The sequence below is a fragment of the Vibrio sp. 10N.261.51.A4 genome (assembly GCF_041471945.1).
Classification (GTDB): Bacteria; Pseudomonadota; Gammaproteobacteria; order Enterobacterales; family Vibrionaceae; genus Vibrio; species Vibrio crassostreae_C.
The window spans coordinates 142,007-161,311 of record NZ_JBFRPJ010000006.1; the positions used below are offsets into that span (position 1 = coordinate 142,007).

General features: G+C 43.0%; 19 protein-coding genes and 5 tRNA genes. 9 read left to right on the plus strand and 15 right to left on the minus strand.

Features of this window, described 5'->3' with window-relative positions; all coding sequences use genetic code 11:
* Positions 1-51 precede the first annotated feature (51 nt).
* The 9 genes from AB4384_RS02535 to lolB all read right to left on the minus strand — a co-directional run bounded on the left by AB4384_RS02535 (position 52) and on the right by lolB (position 5,224).
* A tRNA-Met gene (locus AB4384_RS02535) sits at positions 52-128 on the minus strand.
* Between the two features lie 77 nt (positions 129-205).
* Positions 206-280: transfer RNA gene (locus AB4384_RS02540), tRNA-Gln, on the minus strand.
* Between the two features lie 29 nt (positions 281-309).
* Positions 310-394: transfer RNA gene (locus AB4384_RS02545), tRNA-Leu, on the minus strand.
* A gap of 65 nt (positions 395-459) precedes the next feature.
* Positions 460-536: transfer RNA gene (locus AB4384_RS02550), tRNA-Met, on the minus strand.
* 280 nt (positions 537-816) lie between these two features.
* The gene (gene ychF / locus AB4384_RS02555; RefSeq protein ID WP_010439159.1) at positions 817-1,908 is read right to left on the minus strand and encodes a redox-regulated ATPase YchF; all 1,092 of its coding nucleotides are present in this window, start codon (positions 1,906-1,908) and stop codon (positions 817-819) included.
* A 10-nt stretch (positions 1,909-1,918) separates the two neighbouring features.
* Complete coding sequence (gene pth / locus AB4384_RS02560) at positions 1,919-2,509, minus strand: aminoacyl-tRNA hydrolase (RefSeq protein WP_004739815.1); 591 nt, start codon at positions 2,507-2,509, stop codon at positions 1,919-1,921.
* Between the two features lie 223 nt (positions 2,510-2,732).
* Positions 2,733-3,677: a ribose-phosphate pyrophosphokinase gene (locus AB4384_RS02565; RefSeq protein ID WP_004739814.1), complete on the minus strand. Its 945-nt coding sequence runs from the start codon at positions 3,675-3,677 to the stop codon at positions 2,733-2,735.
* Between the two features lie 27 nt (positions 3,678-3,704).
* Positions 3,705-4,580 (minus strand): 4-(cytidine 5'-diphospho)-2-C-methyl-D-erythritol kinase, encoded by an 876-nt coding sequence (gene ispE / locus AB4384_RS02570; RefSeq protein WP_198594335.1) that lies wholly within the window; start codon positions 4,578-4,580, stop codon positions 3,705-3,707.
* A complete protein-coding gene (gene lolB / locus AB4384_RS02575; protein WP_102321513.1) occupies positions 4,577-5,224 on the minus strand; it encodes a lipoprotein insertase outer membrane protein LolB in 648 nt (215 codons plus the stop codon). Before lolB ends, ispE begins: the two co-directional genes overlap by 4 nt.
* A 160-nt stretch (positions 5,225-5,384) precedes the next feature.
* Here lolB and hemA point away from each other — a divergent pair, with 160 nt between their 5' ends.
* The 8 genes from hemA to ybaK all read left to right on the plus strand — a co-directional run bounded on the left by hemA (position 5,385) and on the right by ybaK (position 13,613).
* Complete coding sequence (gene hemA / locus AB4384_RS02580) at positions 5,385-6,644, plus strand: glutamyl-tRNA reductase (protein ID WP_017062312.1); 1,260 nt, start codon at positions 5,385-5,387, stop codon at positions 6,642-6,644.
* Positions 6,645-6,672: 28 nt separating this feature from the next.
* On the plus strand, positions 6,673-7,761 hold the full coding sequence (prfA, locus tag AB4384_RS02585; protein ID WP_017062313.1) for a peptide chain release factor 1: 1,089 nt from the start codon (positions 6,673-6,675) through the stop codon (positions 7,759-7,761).
* Positions 7,762-7,766: 5 nt separating this feature from the next.
* The gene (gene prmC / locus AB4384_RS02590) at positions 7,767-8,627 is read left to right on the plus strand and encodes a peptide chain release factor N(5)-glutamine methyltransferase (RefSeq protein ID WP_017062314.1); all 861 of its coding nucleotides are present in this window, start codon (positions 7,767-7,769) and stop codon (positions 8,625-8,627) included.
* A 194-nt stretch (positions 8,628-8,821) separates the two neighbouring features.
* A complete protein-coding gene (locus AB4384_RS02595) occupies positions 8,822-9,205 on the plus strand; it encodes a SirB2 family protein (RefSeq protein WP_009848726.1) in 384 nt (127 codons plus the stop codon).
* A gap of 27 nt (positions 9,206-9,232) precedes the next feature.
* On the plus strand, positions 9,233-10,042 hold the full coding sequence (locus AB4384_RS02600) for a SirB1 family protein (protein WP_372128827.1): 810 nt from the start codon (positions 9,233-9,235) through the stop codon (positions 10,040-10,042).
* Between the two features lie 22 nt (positions 10,043-10,064).
* Positions 10,065-10,919, plus strand: coding sequence for a 3-deoxy-8-phosphooctulonate synthase (gene kdsA, locus AB4384_RS02605; RefSeq protein ID WP_372128828.1), 855 nt, complete (start codon positions 10,065-10,067; stop codon positions 10,917-10,919).
* A gap of 454 nt (positions 10,920-11,373) precedes the next feature.
* Entirely contained in the window at positions 11,374-13,035 is a 1,662-nt protein-coding gene (gene ushA / locus AB4384_RS02610) for a bifunctional UDP-sugar hydrolase/5'-nucleotidase UshA (protein ID WP_372128829.1), read from the plus strand.
* Positions 13,036-13,139: 104 nt separating this feature from the next.
* Entirely contained in the window at positions 13,140-13,613 is a 474-nt protein-coding gene (gene ybaK, locus AB4384_RS02615; RefSeq protein WP_372128831.1) for a Cys-tRNA(Pro) deacylase, read from the plus strand.
* 106 nt (positions 13,614-13,719) lie between these two features.
* Here ybaK and rluF read toward each other — a convergent pair whose 3' ends face one another.
* The 3 genes from rluF to AB4384_RS02630 form a co-directional block, all read right to left on the minus strand.
* Positions 13,720-14,853 carry a 23S rRNA pseudouridine(2604) synthase RluF gene (rluF, locus tag AB4384_RS02620; protein WP_102321510.1) on the minus strand — a complete coding sequence of 378 codons (1,134 nt, stop codon included), beginning with the start codon at positions 14,851-14,853 and terminating at the stop codon, positions 13,720-13,722.
* 176 nt (positions 14,854-15,029) lie between these two features.
* Positions 15,030-15,611, minus strand: a complete 582-nt coding sequence (smrA, locus tag AB4384_RS02625; protein WP_102321509.1) for a DNA endonuclease SmrA — start codon at positions 15,609-15,611, stop codon at positions 15,030-15,032.
* Positions 15,612-15,781: 170 nt separating this feature from the next.
* Entirely contained in the window at positions 15,782-15,922 is a 141-nt protein-coding gene (locus AB4384_RS02630; RefSeq protein WP_017062321.1) for a DUF3149 domain-containing protein, read from the minus strand.
* Between the two features lie 255 nt (positions 15,923-16,177).
* On the opposite strand from AB4384_RS02630, the gene AB4384_RS02635 reads away from it, so the two are divergent.
* Positions 16,178-16,254: transfer RNA gene (locus AB4384_RS02635), tRNA-Pro, on the plus strand.
* A 102-nt stretch (positions 16,255-16,356) separates the two neighbouring features.
* Here the strand turns inward: AB4384_RS02635 and AB4384_RS02640 are convergent.
* From AB4384_RS02640 to AB4384_RS02650, 3 genes are all read right to left on the minus strand, one after another.
* On the minus strand, positions 16,357-17,025 hold the full coding sequence (locus tag AB4384_RS02640; RefSeq protein WP_372128835.1) for a LuxR C-terminal-related transcriptional regulator: 669 nt from the start codon (positions 17,023-17,025) through the stop codon (positions 16,357-16,359).
* A 494-nt stretch (positions 17,026-17,519) separates the two neighbouring features.
* Positions 17,520-18,377 carry a curlin gene (locus AB4384_RS02645; protein ID WP_102321506.1) on the minus strand — a complete coding sequence of 286 codons (858 nt, stop codon included), beginning with the start codon at positions 18,375-18,377 and terminating at the stop codon, positions 17,520-17,522.
* Between the two features lie 85 nt (positions 18,378-18,462).
* Entirely contained in the window at positions 18,463-18,936 is a 474-nt protein-coding gene (locus AB4384_RS02650; RefSeq protein ID WP_372128836.1) for a curlin subunit CsgB, read from the minus strand.
* Between the last annotated feature and the right edge of the window lie 369 nt (positions 18,937-19,305).

The following is a 19,305-nucleotide window of genomic DNA, read 5'->3' on the forward strand; positions in this document are numbered from 1 at the left end:
TGAATATTGGTGATTCAATATAACGTTGTCTTTTCTTTCTCGAAGAAAGAATGGTGGCTACTGCGGGATTTGAACCTGCGACCCCATCATTATGAGTGATGTGCTCTAACCAACTGAGCTAAGTAGCCATCTGAGAGCGAGACAATATAATATAATCTTGCTTTCAATGCCATTATCTTTTTAAAGATAATTACACTTTAAATAGTGGCTGGGCTACCTGGATTCGAACCAGGGAATGCCGGCATCAAAAGCCGGTGCCTTACCGCTTGGCGATAGCCCAACAATGATATCAATTAAGACATCTCAATATGGTGCGGTCGGAGAGACTTGAACTCTCACACCTCTCGGCGCCAGAACCTAAATCTGGTGCGTCTACCAATTCCGCCACGACCGCGTTATTTCCTAAAAACTCTTTGTTACTAAAGACAAACTTTAATATCAAATAGAGTGCTTAGGAAATGGTGGCTACTGCGGGATTTGAACCTGCGACCCCATCATTATGAGTGATGTGCTCTAACCAACTGAGCTAAGTAGCCATTTCCATATTGTTGCTCATTTCGAAACGTTGCCGCTTCGCTGTGAACGGGGCGCATTATGCGGAGTTGAGTGAAACCCGTCAACTTTTTTTTTGAATAAATCGCGAATAAACATCTGTTCGGTTTCTTTTTAGGCAAAGAGGCGTATTTGTCGACAAAAAACAGGTCTAAAAGGCGATATATATAGGAAGTTAAGTTTCTGGTGAGGGACAATTTAGAAAGGGGAAAAACAAAAAGGCCAGTGAATTCACTGGCCTTTTTTCTAGATGTTTAATCAGAATTATACATTGAAGCGGAAGTGAACAACGTCACCATCTTTAACGATGTATTCTTTACCTTCAAGGCGCCATTTACCTGCGTCTTTCGCACCGCTCTCACCGTTAAATTCGATGAAGTGATCGAATCCAACAACTTCAGCACGGATGAAACCTTTCTCGAAGTCTGTGTGGATCTTACCCGCTGCTTGTGGCGCCGTTGCACCTACAGGGATTGTCCAAGCACGAACTTCTTTAACACCAGCTGTGAAGTAAGTCTGAAGAGTCAGTAGTTCGTAACCAGAGCGGATCACTCGGTTAAGACCTGGTTCTTCGATACCCATATCCGCAAGGAACTCTTCGCGATCTTCGTCATCAAGCTCAGAAAGCTCTGATTCGATTGCTGCACAAACAGCAACAACAACGTTGTTTTCGTTTTCTGCGTATTCACGAACAGCGTCTAGGTATGGGTTATTTTCAAAACCATCTTCTGCAACGTTTGCGATGTACATTGTTGGCTTAAGCGTTAGGAAGTTTAGGTAGCCGATTGCTGCCGCTTCTTCTTTGCCAAGTTCAACAGTACGTGCCATACCACCTTCAGTTAGAACTGGAAGTAGCTTTTCTAGTACAGTGATTTCGAATTTAGCGTCTTTGTCGCCGCCTTTCGCTTTCTTCGCGTTACGTTGAATTGCACGCTCACAGCTGTCTAAGTCAGCCAGTGCAAGTTCTAGGTTGATCACTTCGATATCTTCAATTGGAGATACTTTGCCAGCAACGTGAACAATGTTTTCATTTTCAAAGCAGCGAACAACGTGACCGATAGCGTCAGTTTCACGGATGTTAGCTAGGAATTTGTTACCAAGACCTTCACCTTTAGATGCGCCAGCAACTAGGCCCGCGATATCTACGAATTCCATTGTCGTTGGAAGGATCTTCTGTGGATTAACAATTTTTGCTAATGCATCTAAGCGTAGATCTGGAACCGGAACGATACCTGTGTTTGGTTCGATCGTACAAAATGGAAAGTTTGCTGCTTCGATGCCTGCTTTAGTCAGTGCGTTAAACAGAGTTGACTTACCAACGTTTGGTAGACCAACGATGCCACATTTAAAACCCATGATATAAACCTTATTCTGCTTTGAACGTATGTAAGCGATTTTGTGCTTTTGGTAGGCCATCTTTTAATAAGATGTCTAGGCTGCGAACCGATTCGTCAACGACGGCCTCGATACACTCTTGCTCTTTTTGAGGAGCTTTGCCTAATACATAACCTGCAACTTTATCTTTGTGTCCTGGATGGCCGATGCCTAATCTAAGACGATAGAATTCTTTATTGTTACCCTGCTTGCTGATGATGTCTTTCAGACCATTATGTCCGCCATGACCACCACCTTTTTTAAACTTTCCAATACCAGGAGGCAGATCTAACTCATCGTGAGCGACCATGATCTCTTCTGGTTTAATTTGGTAGAACTTTGCTAAGGCTGCAACTGCTTTGCCTGACAAGTTCATAAAAGTCGTTGGGATCAGCAAACGAAGATCTTCACCGTGAACCATGATACGACCCGTTAGGCCAAAGAACTTTGGTTCGTTCTTTAGTGTCACGTTATGTACACGCGCTAATTCTTCAACTACCCAAGCGCCCGCGTTGTGGCGAGTTTTGGCGTATTCTGGACCTGGATTAGCCAGTCCAACGAGAAGTTTTATTTGTTGGCTCAAGGTATGGATCTCTCTTGGGATTTCAAAAAGCGCCGTATGATATCACAGTTTATGAAAAAGGTGCGAGCTAGCTGATAGCTGCGCGATTATTCCTGTTTGTGATAACTAGCAGTGCAATATTACTCAGACATAAAAAAAGCACTTCATTGACTGAAGTGCTTAATATCTTTCTCTCGCGTGTTTCTAAAACCAAGCTTTTGTAAAAAAAGCTATTGGGCTTTGATTAGTTGAACATCGCTGAGATTGATTCTTCGTTGCTGATACGACGAATCGCTTCAGCAAGCATGCGAGAAAGGCTAAGTGTTGTCACTTTACCCGTCGCAGCCATCTCTGGAGATAGAGAGATAGAATCCGTTACGATAACTTGGTCTAGAACAGAGTTCTTGATGTTGTTCGCAGCAGTACCAGAGAAAACAGCGTGAGTTGCGTAAGCGAATACACGCTTAGCACCGCGCTCTTTTAGCGCTTCAGCTGCTTTACATAGTGTGCCACCCGTATCGATCATGTCATCAACGATCACACAGTCACGGCCTTCAACATCACCGATTAGGTTCATTACTTCAGAAACGTTAGCACGTGGACGACGCTTATCAACGATAGCGATGTCAACATCACCTAGCGCTTTAGCAGTAGCACGAGCACGTACAACACCACCAAGGTCTGGAGAAACCACAACTGGGTTTTCTAAGCCACGGTTCGCCATGTCTTCTAGAAGAACTGGAGTGCCGAAGATGTTATCAACAGGTACATCGAAGAAGCCTTGGATTTGCTCTGCGTGTAGGTCGATAGTAAGAACGCGGTCAACGCCAACGTTAGAAAGGAAATCTGCAACAACTTTTGCAGTAATTGGCACACGAGCAGAACGTACACGACGATCTTGACGGGCATAACCGAAGTAAGGGATTACAGCAGTAATACGGCCAGCAGAAGCACGGCGCATTGCGTCAATCATTACCACCAATTCCATTAGGTTGTCATTGGTTGGTGCACAAGTTGATTGAATCAGGAATACATCGCTACCACGAACGTTTTCATTGATTTGAACAGCGACTTCGCCATCAGAAAAACGGTCTACAGTAGCATCGCCAAGAGAGATGTATAGACGATCAGCAATACGTTGGGCTAGTTCAGGTGTTGCGTTACCAGCAAATAGCTTCATATCAGGCACGGTGGAAACCTCGGGTTGCGTCCAGTTTTAAATAGATTGTGGGTGGGCTGAGTGGTATTCAGCCAAAGTTTCTTTTAAAGGAGAAATGTTTCGTCCTTTCGCTACAAAAGCGGAAACTGTGTCAGGCAGTTGTTCCAACACCAATTCGGCTTCTTTTTTGCTGCTAAATTCAGCAAAAACGCACGAACCAGTGCCAGTCAATCTCGACGGCGCGTATTGTAGCAGCCATGAAAGTTGCTTATCAACCTCTGGGTACAGCATTCGCACAATTTTTTCGCAATCGTTTACGTATTCTTGCTCTAGAAGCGTTGATAGCGCTCGCTTCGGCGTATTTCGAGTTAATTCTGAATGCGTGAATATGTCTACAGTTGCTATGCTCACTTGAGGCTTAACAACAAGATACCATTTTTCATCCGGATTAGCGGGCTGAAGCTGTTCTCCAACCCCTTCCGCAAAGGCGGCATGGCCTCGAACGAACACAGGAACGTCAGCACCAAGCTTCAAACCGATCTCGGCGAGTTGATCGTCTGACAGGTTGAGTTGCCATAAATAATTCAGGGCGACCAACACGGTTGCTGCGTTTGAAGAGCCTCCACCAATACCACCACCCATAGGCAGCACTTTCTTGAGTTCAATATCCGCACCGAAAGATGTCGATGTGTATTGTTGAAGGGCAGTAGCCGCTTTCCAAATAAGGTTGTCTTCTGTAGCAACGCCCGGAATTGCAGGGGTTATTGTGATCGCACTTGTTTTTTTATTTGCAGTGACCGTCAGTTCATCACCAAAATCGACAAACTGAAATAAGGTTTGAAGTTCGTGATAGCCATTGTCACGTCGACCAGTGATATAGAGAAATAAATTCAGTTTAGCCGGAGAGGGCCAATGAGTTGGCGTTGTTATCATTTTTTCAGTGTCCACTTCGAAACTACAATGTTGATTTTGTTCTCGTTTTGCTTGAATGACAATCGAGTAGGGAGTGGGATTGTCTCTACTTTTGCGTTGTCTTCATCCGATAGTTGCTTACTCGGCATTTCTGTATTGCGATAGTTAGCAAAATTCAGTGTCCATAATTGACTGCTGACTTGTTTGGACAGAGATTCAAGAGTGTTGGTACTGCTGAGTTGATAGGAATCGGCTTGGTCTGGAATGCCAAGGAACCATTGTGGCAGGTGATCAATAGGGATCTGTAAACCTGTCAGCTGCTCAACCAAGACTGAAGCGCTCGCATGAGTAAATACTTGATCGCCATAGGTCACGACTTTTGCACCCGATGGATCTATGGTTAGGTTCAGTGCAGTTTGACCGAGAAAAGTAGTGAGCCTTAATTGACTTTGATTTGGTGAATGTTTCCAAATGAAATTTAGGCTTTGGCGCTGCTCTGGAGAAATGTAGGCGAGCTTGCCCGAGGCTTGGTAGTTTTCTATCTGTAGAAGTCGGTTTTGGTGACTTTGCCACTCAACACTGGTCGGTTGTTCAGGTATAGACGAGCAACCCACCATAATTATGGTCATAAAAATAAGAGACGTGATTCTACGAAGTTTGCTCATATTTGCTCACAACTTGTTCAAATTTATCTAAAAAACGCTTCAACTATAGCATTGAATTCACGAACTCAGGAAAACAAATCCCGCTTGCTCTTTAAATAGAGCCATGCATCAAGTAAAATTCGCCCCTTGTTTCCATTCCCTGATCGAGAACTTCTGATACATGTCTTTGCTTGCCGTAGGTATCAATCACAATACAGCGTCGGTTGAATTGCGAGAAAAAGTCGCTTTTGGTCCAGATAAATTATCTGAGGCACTCAAGCAACTTAACGCAAATGCACACGTGAATGGAAGTGTCATACTTTCTACCTGTAATCGAACTGAAGTGTATTGCGACGTTAAAGGCGTGGCTAAAAACAAACTCATCGATTGGTTGTCGGTTTTCCATCAAGTTAGCCCAGAAGAGCTAAAGCCAAGCCTTTATATCCATGAAGAGCAGGCGGCGATTAAACACTTAATGCGCGTTGCTTGTGGTTTGGACTCTTTAGTCTTGGGTGAACCGCAGATCTTAGGTCAGGTGAAGCAAGCGTATACGGACTCGCGAGAGAACAAATCCGTTGATGCTTCAATGGAAAAACTATTCCAGAAATCATTTTCTGTTGCGAAGCGTGTTCGAACTGAAACTGAAATCGGCGGAAGCGCGGTTTCTGTAGCTTACGCAGCCTGTACCTTAGCCAAGCATATTTTTGAATCCATCGCAGATTCAACCGTGTTACTGGTTGGTGCGGGTGAAACCATTGAGCTGGTGGCTAAGCACCTTTCGGCGAATGGCTGTACAAAAATGATTGTGGCGAACCGAACTCGAGAACGTGCTCTAGGGCTAGCAGAAGAATTTGGTGCTGAAGTGATCAGCTTGAATGAGATCCCTGATCATCTTCATCGAGCGGACATCGTAATTAGCTCAACCGCAAGTCCATTGCCTATTATCGGTAAGGGTATGGTTGAGACTGCTCTAAAAACAAGAAAGCATCAGCCGATGTTATTGGTTGATATTGCCGTTCCACGTGATGTGGAATCGCAGGTTGGTGATCTAAATGATGCCTACCTTTATTCGGTTGATGATTTGCAGTCGATTGTTGATGGCAATATCGAACAACGTAAAGTTGAAGCGATTCAAGCTGAAGCGATCGTCAGTGAAGAAAGTGCCGCGTTCATGAGTTGGATGCGCTCTTTACAAGCGGTAGACAGTATTCGAGATTACCGTAAATCGGCTAACGAAATCCGCGAAGAATTATTAAGTAAAAGTTTACAATCGCTTGCCGCTGGCGGTGACCCTGAAAAAGTTTTACTCGAGCTCAGCAATAAGCTCACAAACAAATTGATCCATGCTCCAACGCGCGCACTTCAAAGTGCAGCTGAGCAAGGAGAACCTGCAAAATTAATGGTCATTAGACAGAGTTTGGGCTTAGAAAACCCTCAATAATATTAGACCTCCAACAAGATAAGACATTATGAAAGCCTCGATTCTAGTAAAGCTTGAAACACTTGTTGAACGCTATGAAGAAGTTCAACACCTACTTGGTGATCCAGATGTAATCGGGAATCAAGACAAATTCCGTGCACTTTCGAAAGAATACTCTCAACTTGAAGAAGTGACAGCTTGCTTCCAGTCATACCAGCAAGCGAAAGAAGATCTAGAAGCTGCTGAAGAGATGGCAAACGAAGACGACGCAGAAATGCGTGAAATGGCTCAAGATGAAATCAAAGATGCGAAAGCAGCAATTGAGCGTCTGACTGATGAGCTACAGATTCTTCTTATTCCAAAAGATCCAAACGATGAGCGTAACTGTTTCCTAGAAATCCGCGCAGGTGCGGGTGGTGATGAAGCAGGTATCTTCGCGGGCAACCTGTTCCGTATGTACTCTAAGTTTGCTGAGAAGAAAGGTTGGCGCGTTGAAATTATGAGCAGCAATGCTTCTGAACAAGGCGGCTACAAAGAGATGATCGCTAAGGTTAGTGGCGACGCTGTTTACGGCACCATGAAGTTTGAGTCAGGCGGTCACCGTGTACAACGTGTACCTGAAACCGAATCTCAAGGCCGTGTTCACACGTCAGCATGTACGGTTGCGGTTATGCCTGAGATCCCAGAAGCGGATCTTCCAGAAATCAAAGCGGGCGACCTTAAAATTGATACTTTCCGTGCATCAGGCGCGGGTGGTCAGCACGTTAACACCACGGATTCAGCAATCCGTATTACTCACTTACCAACGGGTACAGTAGTAGAGTGTCAGGACGAGCGTTCTCAGCATAAAAACAAAGCGAAAGCGATGGCTGTTCTTGCTGCTCGTATTGTTCAAGCAGAAGAAGAGCGCCGCGCGGCAGCGGTTTCTGATACACGTCGTAACCTACTAGGTTCGGGTGACCGTAGTGACCGTATTCGTACGTACAACTACCCACAAGGCCGTGTTTCGGATCACCGTATCAACCTTACAATTTACCGTCTTAACGAAGTACTTGAAGGTGACATGCAAAGCTTGCTTGATCCTGTACTTCAAGAGCACCAAGCCGATCAGCTTGCTGCACTTGCAGAGAACAACTAACCAGTATGCAGTCAGCATATACGGTTGAAAGTGCTTTAAAAGCAGCAATCGTAAAGCTTCAAGAGGGTGATAACACATCACCCTCTATTGATGCCGCGGTACTGCTTTGTCACGCCTTAGATAAACCAAGATCTTACCTACTGACTTGGCCTGAGAAGCATCTCACCTCTGAGCAAGAGTCTGAATTCAATGCCCTTCTAAAACGTCGCTTAACCGGTGAGCCTGTGGCTTACATTATCGGTGAGCGTGAGTTTTGGTCACTGCCGTTAAAAGTTTCCCCTTCTACATTAATCCCACGCCCAGATACCGAGCGTTTGGTTGAAGTAGCGTTGGATAAAACCTTTGGCAAGCAAGGCGCGATTCTCGATTTAGGGACAGGTACAGGTGCTATCGCGTTAGCATTGGCGTCTGAGATGCCGAATCGACAGGTGACGGGTATTGATCTTCGCCCTGAAGCGCAGCAGCTTGCGACAGAGAATGCACAGCGTCTCAACATCACCAATGCGACTTTTTTGCATGGTAGTTGGTTTGAGCCTTTGAGCTCTGAAGGCGTTGTGAAATTCTCTCTGATTGTTTCTAACCCGCCATACATTGAGAAGAATGATCCTCATTTGTCTCAAGGCGATGTGCGTTTTGAGCCGATCACAGCACTGGTTGCTGAAGAGAAAGGGCTTGCAGATATTCGATACATTTCTGAAAACGCACGTGGCTTTTTGGAAAATGAAGGTTGGTTAGCATTTGAACACGGCTATGACCAAGGTTTGGCAGTTCGTGAGATTATGCAGGCGCTCGGTTATCTCGATGTTGTCACAGAGAAAGATTACGGTGGTAATGACCGAGTGACATTGGGTCGTTACTGTTCATAGTTAGTGATTGTTAATCGTCTTGTGAGCAATGGATGATGAACTTGCTAAATTGATACCTTTAACTCGACAATACATTTAACCCGATAATGCATTTAACGCAGAAATACAGAGATTTTATGCAGAACTACAGAGCATTAACGGGTATTGTGAGGCTCGTGTTAACGAAAGCACATATAAAAATATAAAGGAATACCATGTACGAAGGTCTAAAACATTTTCACCTATTAACGATTGCTATAAGTGCGCTACTTCTCTCGATTCGTTTCGCTCTTATGATGGCTAACTCACCTAAGCTTAAGCATCCTTTCTTGCAGCGTTTCCCTCATATCAATGACTCGTTGCTATTGCTATCGGGTATTGGTTTGATTTTCATCACTGGCTTTATTCCATTTACACCAGCAGCACCATGGTTAACCGAAAAACTAACTTGTGTTATGGCTTACATCGCATTAGGTTTCTTTGCGCTTAAGCTAGGTAAAAACAAGCTACTGAGAGTATTCTCTTTCTTTGGTGCGCTAGGCTGGTTAGCGATGGCAGGCAAAATCGCAATGACCAAGACACCAACATTTTTCGGTTAATTATCTCCTTATTTCGGTTAACTATCTATGTACGAATTTTTTGATGAAGACTTTGACCAGCTAGAATTAGCTGAAGGTGCATTGATCTTAAATAAAGCGATTAACCCAGAAACTCAAGACAGTTGGGCAGAGCAAGAGCTGGCGAGATTGTTAAAAGACGCCGAGTTTGCTTTGGTTAATGAAACCGATGAACAGCAGAAGTTTGAATTTTTTATTCGACTATTCTTTTATGAATGGGGCTTTGCTGGCGATAAAGATGCGTATTTCTCTTCGGAAAACGCGTTCATCGATAAAGTGCTTGAGAGAAAGAAAGGCATTCCAGTGAGTCTGGGGGCGATCTTTCTTTTTCTAGGTCGCAAGCTAGGCTTTCCTGTAGAGGGCGTCTCTTTTCCGACTCAATTCTTACTTAAAGTAAGTTGGTACGGGCAAGCTGCGGCCTACATTAACCCTTATAACGGTGAGTACGTTGGCGAACAAACGCTGCGAGCATGGCTAATTGGCCATGATGGCCCATTAGCTAAGGTGAAACCTGAGCACCTAGAAGTCGCCGACCACCCAACGATTATTGGTAAGTGGTTAGCCCTGCTCAAGAGTGCACTGCTGCGAGAAGAGCGTTATACACTTGCATTGAAGTGTACCGATCTTGCGTTAACGTTTGTGCCGGATGATCCGTATGAAATCCGTGACCGCGGTTTTATCTATCAGCAGCTAGACTGTCACCAAGTGGCCGTAACCGATTATCAATACTTTATCGACCAATGCCCAGATGACCCTGCATCTGAGTTACTGAAATCTCAAGTGAACGTCATGAACGAAAAGACAGTGGTAGTTCACTAATTAATAATTATTTAGAGAGAATATGATGGAACAAAAAACAGTTCACATTGGCGATATGCCAATTGCTAACGACAAGCCATTTACGCTATTTGGAGGCATGAACGTTCTTGAATCTCGTGATCTTGCTATGCAGATCTGTGAGCACTATGTAAAAGTAACCGAGAAGCTGGGCATCCCTTACGTATTTAAGGCGTCTTTTGATAAAGCGAACCGCAGCTCAGTTCATTCATACCGTGGTCCAGGAATGGAAGAAGGTCTCAAAATCTTCCAAGAGCTGAAAGATACTTTCGGCGTGAAGATCATTACTGATATCCACACAGAAGCTCAAGCTCAGCCAGTTGCGGATGTGGTTGATGTAATCCAACTACCTGCATTCCTAGCTCGTCAAACTGATCTTGTTGAAGCAATGGCTAAGACTGGCGCAGTAATCAACGTGAAGAAGCCTCAGTTCATGAGCCCGAATCAAGTTGGCAACATCGTTGATAAGTTCGCTGAGTGCGGTAATGACAACATCATCCTTTGTGAGCGTGGCGCTTGCATGGGTTACGATAACCTTGTTGTGGATATGCTTGGCTTTGGCGTAATGAAGAAGTCTTCAAACGGTAGCCCAATCATCTTCGACGTGACGCACTCTCTACAAATGCGTGACCCATCAGGTGCTGCATCTGGCGGTCGTCGTGAGCAAACGGTTGAACTTGCTAAAGCGGGTCTTGCTACGGGTATTGCGGGTCTGTTCATTGAAGCTCACCCAAACCCAGACCAAGCTCGTTGTGATGGCCCATCTGCGCTACCTCTAGACAAACTAGAGCCGTTCTTGAAGCAGATGAAAGCACTTGATGACCTTATCAAAGGCTTTGAGCATATTGATATTAAATAATTGAGATGGATGTGAAGTAACGGAAACGTTATTTAACAAAGTTGATCTAAGAAAGCCCAGTTCTCTGAATTGGGCTTTTTTTAATCTCGTAAAAGCAGCCGAACATAAACCGTTCATTTAAAGAGTTGTTAACGTGGCGGGTTATTACCTAAGAAACTCTTATATGAGTGTGAGGTCAGTCCTGTTTGCAGTAAATTACTGATATTCATCACACTTTGTAAGTAAACGATTGCTTGTGATGCAGGGGAAGTTTGAGTGTAATCTCATAATTTTGTTACACTTAACTGTTGACCTATGTGTGACCAATTCGACATAAATATGAAATCGTCGTGTTACATCTAGAATGTTAATTTAAGATTAGTCATGTTGAAGTCTTATTGTTCGAACTCCAGGAAAGGGGTCGCAATAGATTATAAAAAGCAGTGGATTCCCTAAAAAGTTCAAAGGTATGACAATGAAGCAACGCCTTATTCTAAAGACAGCACTAAGTGCTGCAATTCTAGCTACTCTAGCTGGGTGTGCGTCTCAATCAGCTCATGATTGGAACCAAGACGAAACTTACAAGCTAACGATTCTTCACACAAACGATAACCATGGTCGTTTCTGGCAGAATAAATATGGCGAATACGGCATGTCTGCACGTAAAACGCTAGTTGACCAACTTCGTTCAGAAGTTGAAGCAGAAGGCGGTAGCGTGTTGCTTCTATCTGGCGGTGACATCAACACGGGTGTTCCAGAGTCAGACCTTCAGGACGCAGAACCTGATTTTAAAGGTATGAACAAAATTGGTTACGATGCCATGGCATTGGGTAACCACGAGTTTGATAACTCTTTAGACGTATTACAAAAGCAGATCGACTGGGCTAACTTCCCAATGCTATCTGCAAACATCTACGATAAAGCGACAGGTGAACGTAAGTTCCAAGCTTACGAGATGTTCGAAAAGCAAGGCATCAAGATTGCGGTTATTGGTTTAACAACTGAAGATACCCAAAAGATTGGTAACCCTGAATTTATCGCAGGCATCGACTTCCGTGATCCTAAAGAAGAAGCGAAGAAGCTAATCGCTGAACTTAAAGAAACAGAAAAACCGGATCTAATCTTTGCTGTGACTCATATGGGTCACTACGAAAATGGCCAACGTGGTGTTAATGCTCCGGGTGATGTCGCACTTGCTCGTTACCTAAACGAAGGCGATCTAGACATGATCGTTGGTGGTCACTCTCAAGAGCCTGTATGTATGGAAGGCCCTAACGTTGCGAAGAAAAACTTCAAGCCGGGTGATGAGTGTAAGCCTGACGTACAGAACGGTACTTACATCGTTCAAGCTCACGAGTGGGGCAAGTACGTAGGTCGTGCTGATTACGAATTCCGTAATGGCGAGCTAGAGATGGTGAGCTACGACCTGATTCCAGTTAACCTTAAGAAGAAAGTTAAGATCGACGGTAAGAAGCAACGTGTTCTTATTCAAGATGAAATCGCACAAGACCCAGAGCTACTTGAATTCCTACGTCCTTTCCAAGAGCAAGGTCAAGCACAACTTGAAGTTAAGATTGCTGAAACAAATGGCAAGCTTGAAGGCGATCGTAACGTCGTTCGCTTCCAACAGACCAACCTAGGTCGTTTAATTGCGACTTCTCACATGGAGCGTGCAAAAGCAGACTTCGCTGTGATGAACTCTGGTGGCGTTCGTGACTCAATTGAAGCCGGTAATGTCACTTACAAAGACGTGCTAACAGTACAACCTTTTGCAAACATCCTGACTTACACAGACATGACGGGTAAAGAAGTTCTAGATTACCTAAATGTAGTGGCAACTAAACCAATCGATTCTGGTGCTTACGCTCAGTTTGCTGGTATCTCAATGACAGTAGCAAACGGTGAAGTATCGAATGTATTCATCGGTGGCAAACAGCTTCGTCTAGACGAAACATACCGTTTCACAGTACCAAGCTTTAACGCTGCTGGTGGTGACGGTTACCCTAAACTGTCTGACCACCCAGGTTACGTAAATACTGGTTTTGTTGATGCTGAAGTACTGAAAGAGTACCTAGAAGCAAACAGCCCGGTTGACGTGAACAAGTACGCGCCTTCAGGCCAAATGGTTTACAAGTAATTGTATCAATAGGTGCTAAATTAGATTGACTCTAGCACCATGATAAATTTAACTAAAGCGACGCCTCGGCGTCGCTTTTTGTTTATCTATCGTTTGGATTTGTTATGACCCCTGCAATCAATCTCGCCAAGAAAAAGAAAATCGCTCATAGTGTGCACCAGTATCATCATGATGCGAATAATACGAACTATGGTTTAGAAGCCGTTGAAGCGCTTGGTCAAGATCCCAAACGTGTATTCAAAACGCTGTTGTTCTGCTTGAATGGTGTGGCGAAAGATTTGGCGGTTGCCGTTATTCCTGTCGACCAGAAGCTAAATCTAAAGCTTGCCGCTAAAGCAGCGAAAGGCAAAAAAGCAGAGATGGCCAATCCTGAGATTGCTCAGAAAACCACGGGCTATGTTGTTGGTGGCATTAGTCCGCTTGGACAGAAGAAAGCACTGCCTACCTTCGTTCATTCCAGTGCGACAGATTTTGAAACGATATGTGTGAGTGCAGGTAAGCGTGGGCTAGAGATTGAGTTAGATCCAAAAGACTTAGCATTGCTCACTCGCGGCCAGTTTGCCGATCTATGTTTATAGATTGTCGTTGTCATGATGATAAAACTATCGAATGACAAACAAAAACGCCCGCTAGACTAATCTAGTGGGCGTTTTTATATCGAGTGTCTCGTCTTACTGATTCTGACTACTTCTTCAGACCTAAAGTACCACCAACACGCTTTGGTGCAGGTTTATTCGGTCTGTTTGAATCTTGGCTGCGGTTTGCCGGTTTACCGCTTCTACGATCATTATTGTCGCGATCGGTACGATTACGATCCGAACGGTTTCTATCTGAATTAGAACGCTCTGAACGAGAGTTCGATTTCCAGTTTTCGGTATTACCACCGCTTTCACTGTTCGATGAATTGCGGCCACGCTTTGAGTTAGGTGCATGACGGAATTCATCCGCATTGTTACCGCGGTAAGTGCGAGTACGGTTCTCGTTTTGATTACGGCGCGCTGTTGAAGCTTGGTTCTCTTCACGGCTATCAAAAAGTTTCGCGTCAGTCGCTTTACGAATGCGTTGACCTTTCGCGTTCATTTTTGACGCATCTTCCGTACTTACTGAGCCTTCACACATCGCTAAGATCTCAGTGATCTCTTCTTCGCTCAGGTAGCGCCATTTTCCGTTAGGAATACCGTCTAATGAGATGTTCATAATACGAACACGGCGTAGCTTAAATACTTCATAACCGAGTGCTTCACACATACGGCGAATTTGGCGGTTAAGGCCTTGTGTTAGCGTAATTCGGAATGAGAATTTTGTCTCTTTCTCTACTTTACATGGCAAAGTGACTGTATCGAGAATGTGAACGCCAGCGCCCATTTGCTTCAAGAATTCCGTCGTAATCGGCTTATCTACACGCACCACGTATTCTTTCTCGTGGTTGTTACCTGCACGTAGGATTTTGTTTACGATATCGCCGTCATTGGTTAGGAAGATAAGGCCATCAGAAGGCTTATCTAGACGACCAATCGGGAAAATACGTTTGTGGTGGCCGATAAAGTCGACGATGTTGCCAGGAATATCACGCTCAGTCGTACAGGTGATACCTGTTGGTTTATTAAGAGCAATGTAAATCGGCTTCTCTTTTGAGCGAACAGGCTTATTGTCGATCTCAACATCATCACCTGGCAAGACTTTAGTACCCATTTCAGGGATCTTACCGTTAATAGTAACTCGGCCTGCATCAATGAGCTTATCGGCTTCGCGGCGTGAGCAAAAACCAGTTTCACTGATGTATTTATTAAGGCGTTTAGCTTGGGATTCTTGTGACATGATATTCTCTTAGCGTTTCACAACGGAAATATAGATAAACAAAAAGCAACCTTTGGATAGTTGCTTTGAGTTGGAATTCGTTAACTGACGCAATTTTAGCACTTGGTGTGAGTCTAGGCACGAAATATCGATCTTGATGCAAAATCGTTACTAGCTCATTTATCTATCTCAACCGATTAACTGGTGCGCTTTTGATGGCGCTCTCTGTTCTCTAGCTTTTTCTCATTACTCTTTCTGAGCATGACATAGACTGCGCCCGTACCACCATGAAATTGCTGAGCAGAATGAACACATTGAACATCGTTGATTTGCGTAAGCCAATTTGCCAAGTAACTTTTCATCATTGCAGGTGGATTCGAACGCTCACCCTTACCGTGAACAATGATGACGGTACGAACATCCATTCTTAAACATTGACGCAAAAATGAAAGCACTTCGTTACGTGCGTCTTTCAGTGTTTTCCTATGAAGGTCGAGCTTGGCTTGAATAGGGTATTTTCCTAGGCGCAGCTTTTTGTATACGCCTTCTTGTACACCGTCTTTTTTATAAGCAACAACATCGTCTGGCTTGATCATTGGCGAATAGTCTAATGATAAGTAGTCTTTCTCGTCGTCAGACAGCCACATAGCGGCTTCACGCTTAGCAAGGTGAGATTCGGTGACTCGGTGTACTTTCTGGTGTTCAGCGGTGTCATGGTCGATACGTTTAACATCGCCCATCATTTCTTGGAATAGATCTAAGTCATCATCATGAGACATAGTGTGTATCTCAAGTTGGAGAAGGATAGGGTAAGTATACCTAAGTTGAGGTTAGGTTTAAAAATGAAAAAACCGGAGAAGACAATAAGTCTGCTCCGGTGCAAAGCGTTTTGACATTTACTTATAAAGTAAAAGAATACTTAAAAGTAAATGATTTAGGCAGAGCGATTCTAGTGAGGAGATTTTTCAGTCATAACTTTGTATATGAAGAAGCCTCCATAAAACATCATGAGACCCAGAGCCCCGAAGATTACTATCATTGAAGATAGTCCCACCGCATTACCAAATAGGAGATCTAGCCAAAAGTCCATGTGTATACCTCAAAGTTATATGACATGGCTTAGTGTATTAACAAGCATTATCAATTCACTGATCTGGATCAATTCTGTTTCATAAGTTAAATACTTGTTGGTAACTGTGTGTTTTTCGTCACATCATGCTCGTTGTTGTATGTCTTTTGTTCGAACGATTCAAAATCGCAATAAATATGAGAAAAAGCCCTTGCGGATAAATTCAGAACCCGTATTATACGCTCCATCGACAGGCAATGAGCCAGTTAGATATCTCGGTGAATAGCGCAGCTTGGTAGCGCATCTGGTTTGGGACCAGAGGGTCGGGGGTTCGAATCCCTCTTCACCGACCACATTAGAAAAAGCCGTAGCAGAAATGCTACGGCTTTTTTGTATTTGGGATTTCTACATTCTAACTGCATTGACTGTTTATGGTTGAGGGCAGAGAGTTAGGTCTATTGGACAAACTCATTTGTCGCAACGTTGTTCTTAACCCAGATCAAAGCTTGTAAGCGATTCTTCACCTTGATTTTTTTAAACGTGTTGTGAAGGTGTGCTTTGACCGTATTCTCACTGACATAGAGGGTATCTGCTATCTGAGTGTTAGATGCTCCATCACCGAGTAACTTAATGATCTGCTGCTCGCGTTTGGTCAGCTTGAGGTAATAAGGACTGGTTTTCGCGCACTGCCTCTCTCTGTAGAAGCTAATGTACTGGTAAATGAGCTTTCTACTCATCCACATCTCGCCTTGCAAAATGCAGTTAAAGCCGGCCACGAGCTTTTCAAGCGTGTCCGACGTATAAAAAATGCCGACAAGATACTGCCATTTAAGCATTTCAGAGTGCGGGAAATCGCCTGGTGTATTGAGTAGCACTTCATGGACATCACTTGCTACGTCATCTCTGAGATCCTGGTATTTCTCAATGTATTGCTTACTCATTGTCGGGAAATCAATAATAATCAGAACTAAGTCATCGTTTTTTAGGGATTTAGCACTGAGCCTTTCCGGTGATATGAGTTTTATGTTCAGGTTAACTTTCTGTTCTATAGACTCTTTTAGTAGTATCGATTGTAAATTGTTCTCCGCAAGTAAAATGGTGTTATGAGCCTCCAGTTTAGCCATGTGGAACTCCTTTTCTTAACTCATTACTTGAACTTTAGGTGTTTTAGTTTAAAGCACGTATTGTTATTTTGCTAATTTTTAAAGCTAATTATTCATCAAATTTATGAAATTAATTTAATAGTATTGTCGAAGGTAAAATAATACTTAAGTAGAAAGAGGGAATTACCGAGATTTATGGTTTTATTTTATTGATTGTACAGTCTTTATGAATTTTCCAGATCCCCTTGTTTGGGTGAAGTTTTATAGTGGCAGGAAACTGATTTATATTAATAATCAACGTTGTAATACCACTATTCGTATTCTGGTTGAAATTAGAGTTGGTGTTCGTACTCAACGTTAATGAAGATGCCACACTGTTATTTATGGTCAGAATAAGACTTTTATTTTTTATCAGGCACTGTACTGAATTTAAATCAGAAGAAAATCCATTAAAATGGAAAGAAATAAATAAAACGGCGATCAACGCCGTTTTAATATATGCACTCTTTATCATATTAATTCTGATAAATTATACCGACATTACCAATTGCGCCATTACCTGAAACGAGAGCAGTATCATAAGAGGTTTGTTCAATCATAAATTGGTTTGAACTGCTGTTTGTTAAGCTAACAATGGCATCTGAATGAGATCCTGTTTGTAACGTGAATACTCGGTTATCGCTACTGCTCACGAGATCGATATCGACATAGTTATCGTCGCCACCACCAACATCGGTGTTGACTATCGTTTGAACATAGTTATTATCGCCGCTGATATCGATGTCTACATCATTATTATCAACACTCGCGTTACTAAACTCGGTATAGGTTGTATTGGAGTTACCAGAGACATTCACATCAGCTTCATTGTAGTCAGCACCACCTAGAGCATTGACGACAGAGATGTTCTCGTTACCCACTTGTGTAACTCGTAAATCATTGCTTCGACCATAAGGTTGAACTGTAATTTGGGCTTGGTTACTAACACCATCTTGATCAACCCAGGCGTTGTTGTTTACATAGCGTAACTTAACGTGAGCTTCATTGAGATTGCCATCTTGTTGAACCACTACGTCAGAGTTATAGCTAGCATGTGTGTCAACTAGTGCAACATGCCCATCAGTAACACCAGACGTGTTCTGGTTAATGGTGACATTGGCATTATCGCCACTACCCATTTGCCAAACGGCAGTATTATCCATCGCTAAAGGTTGAATACCGGCTACTGTCGATGATATGCCAAGATCGGTTGTTCCTTCTATTGTCCCCAACGCTGGCTCAGAGGCTGGAAAAGGAGCAGGTAAATTATCTGCGTATGCTGCATTAAAGCTCAGAATAGCACCGACTATAATTCCAATTTGTGTAACTTTCATAAGTTGTATCCTTATACATTTCCATGTCGACTATGTTGTTACTTCATCGAGAAGCAACGGTGAATCAAGCTTTCCATACTGCGCGCTAATTGGCTTGATTGATGTGAATTCTCATTGAGCTAGACGCTTTCACTAAAGCAAAGTCGTTGCCGTCTTGGGAAATAAGCGCTTCAGAATTTACTCCGAGTTGCCCAATTGCGGCATCGTTATTTGAACCATTCTGGTCTATTAAGGCGGTATTATTGCGCCCTGTTTGACCAATGTATGCGGAGTTAGAACTTCCGCTTTGCGTTATCTTCGCTCTGTTGTTCGCGGTAATACCAGGACTGCGTTGCTTTATTATTGCTATTGAATCAGTAGCATTAGATATATTTAATTCTGAATAATTATCTAAATCTCCAGAAGAGAAGCTTTCTAAATAATTATAATCATTGACTATATCTTGATTAACATTATGTAAAAAATCCCCTTCTATATCTGACGCGATAGCATTATTAAAACCTCCTGATAAAAAATATAAACAAGTTAAGCTGATAAGTGATGCTTTCCCAATTACCATCATCTTTACCTTAAAGTGTTCGTGATTATGATCCCTACGAAAATAAACTGCGTAGGGAATGAGTGAACCTTTGTCTTATCGAAATCCTAGGCCTTGAATTTACGAACAGCTATAAACTTAAAGTTGAAAATATTTAGTTGTTCATATGAAATTTAATTAGTATTTGACCGAATCCTACCAACCTTAGTTAATCAATTCCCTTCAGTAATTAATTCGAAAGTTTATATATGCCACTGTAAGCATGAATTACGCTTTATTCAGTTTCAACGAATCACATTCTCATTTTGTAAATAGACTTTGAATGGGAGCACATATGAAAATCAAGCTGCTTACAATAACTCTGCTTTCCTTGGCTTTGTTGCGTAATTA

Coding starts and splice junctions, on each gene's coding strand:
- prmC (WP_017062314.1), top strand. CDS start 7,767: ATGCAGTCAGCATATACGGTTGAAAGTGCTTTAAAAGCAGCAATCGTA.
- AB4384_RS02595 (WP_009848726.1), top strand. CDS start 8,822: ATGTACGAAGGTCTAAAACATTTTCACCTATTAACGATTGCTATAAGT.
- lolB (WP_102321513.1), bottom strand. CDS start 5,224: ATGAGCAAACTTCGTAGAATCACGTCTCTTATTTTTATGACCATAATT.
- ybaK (WP_372128831.1), top strand. CDS start 13,140: ATGACCCCTGCAATCAATCTCGCCAAGAAAAAGAAAATCGCTCATAGT.
- kdsA (WP_372128828.1), top strand. CDS start 10,065: ATGATGGAACAAAAAACAGTTCACATTGGCGATATGCCAATTGCTAAC.
- hemA (WP_017062312.1), top strand. CDS start 5,385: ATGTCTTTGCTTGCCGTAGGTATCAATCACAATACAGCGTCGGTTGAA.
- ispE (WP_198594335.1), bottom strand. CDS start 4,580: ATGATAACAACGCCAACTCATTGGCCCTCTCCGGCTAAACTGAATTTA.
- ychF (WP_010439159.1), bottom strand. CDS start 1,908: ATGGGTTTTAAATGTGGCATCGTTGGTCTACCAAACGTTGGTAAGTCA.
- rluF (WP_102321510.1), bottom strand. CDS start 14,853: ATGTCACAAGAATCCCAAGCTAAACGCCTTAATAAATACATCAGTGAA.
- AB4384_RS02645 (WP_102321506.1), bottom strand. CDS start 18,377: ATGAAAGTTACACAAATTGGAATTATAGTCGGTGCTATTCTGAGCTTT.
- AB4384_RS02650 (WP_372128836.1), bottom strand. CDS start 18,936: ATGGTAATTGGGAAAGCATCACTTATCAGCTTAACTTGTTTATATTTT.
- ushA (WP_372128829.1), top strand. CDS start 11,374: ATGAAGCAACGCCTTATTCTAAAGACAGCACTAAGTGCTGCAATTCTA.
- smrA (WP_102321509.1), bottom strand. CDS start 15,611: ATGTCTCATGATGATGACTTAGATCTATTCCAAGAAATGATGGGCGAT.
- AB4384_RS02640 (WP_372128835.1), bottom strand. CDS start 17,025: ATGGCTAAACTGGAGGCTCATAACACCATTTTACTTGCGGAGAACAAT.
- AB4384_RS02630 (WP_017062321.1), bottom strand. CDS start 15,922: ATGGACTTTTGGCTAGATCTCCTATTTGGTAATGCGGTGGGACTATCT.
- prfA (WP_017062313.1), top strand. CDS start 6,673: ATGAAAGCCTCGATTCTAGTAAAGCTTGAAACACTTGTTGAACGCTAT.
- AB4384_RS02600 (WP_372128827.1), top strand. CDS start 9,233: ATGTACGAATTTTTTGATGAAGACTTTGACCAGCTAGAATTAGCTGAA.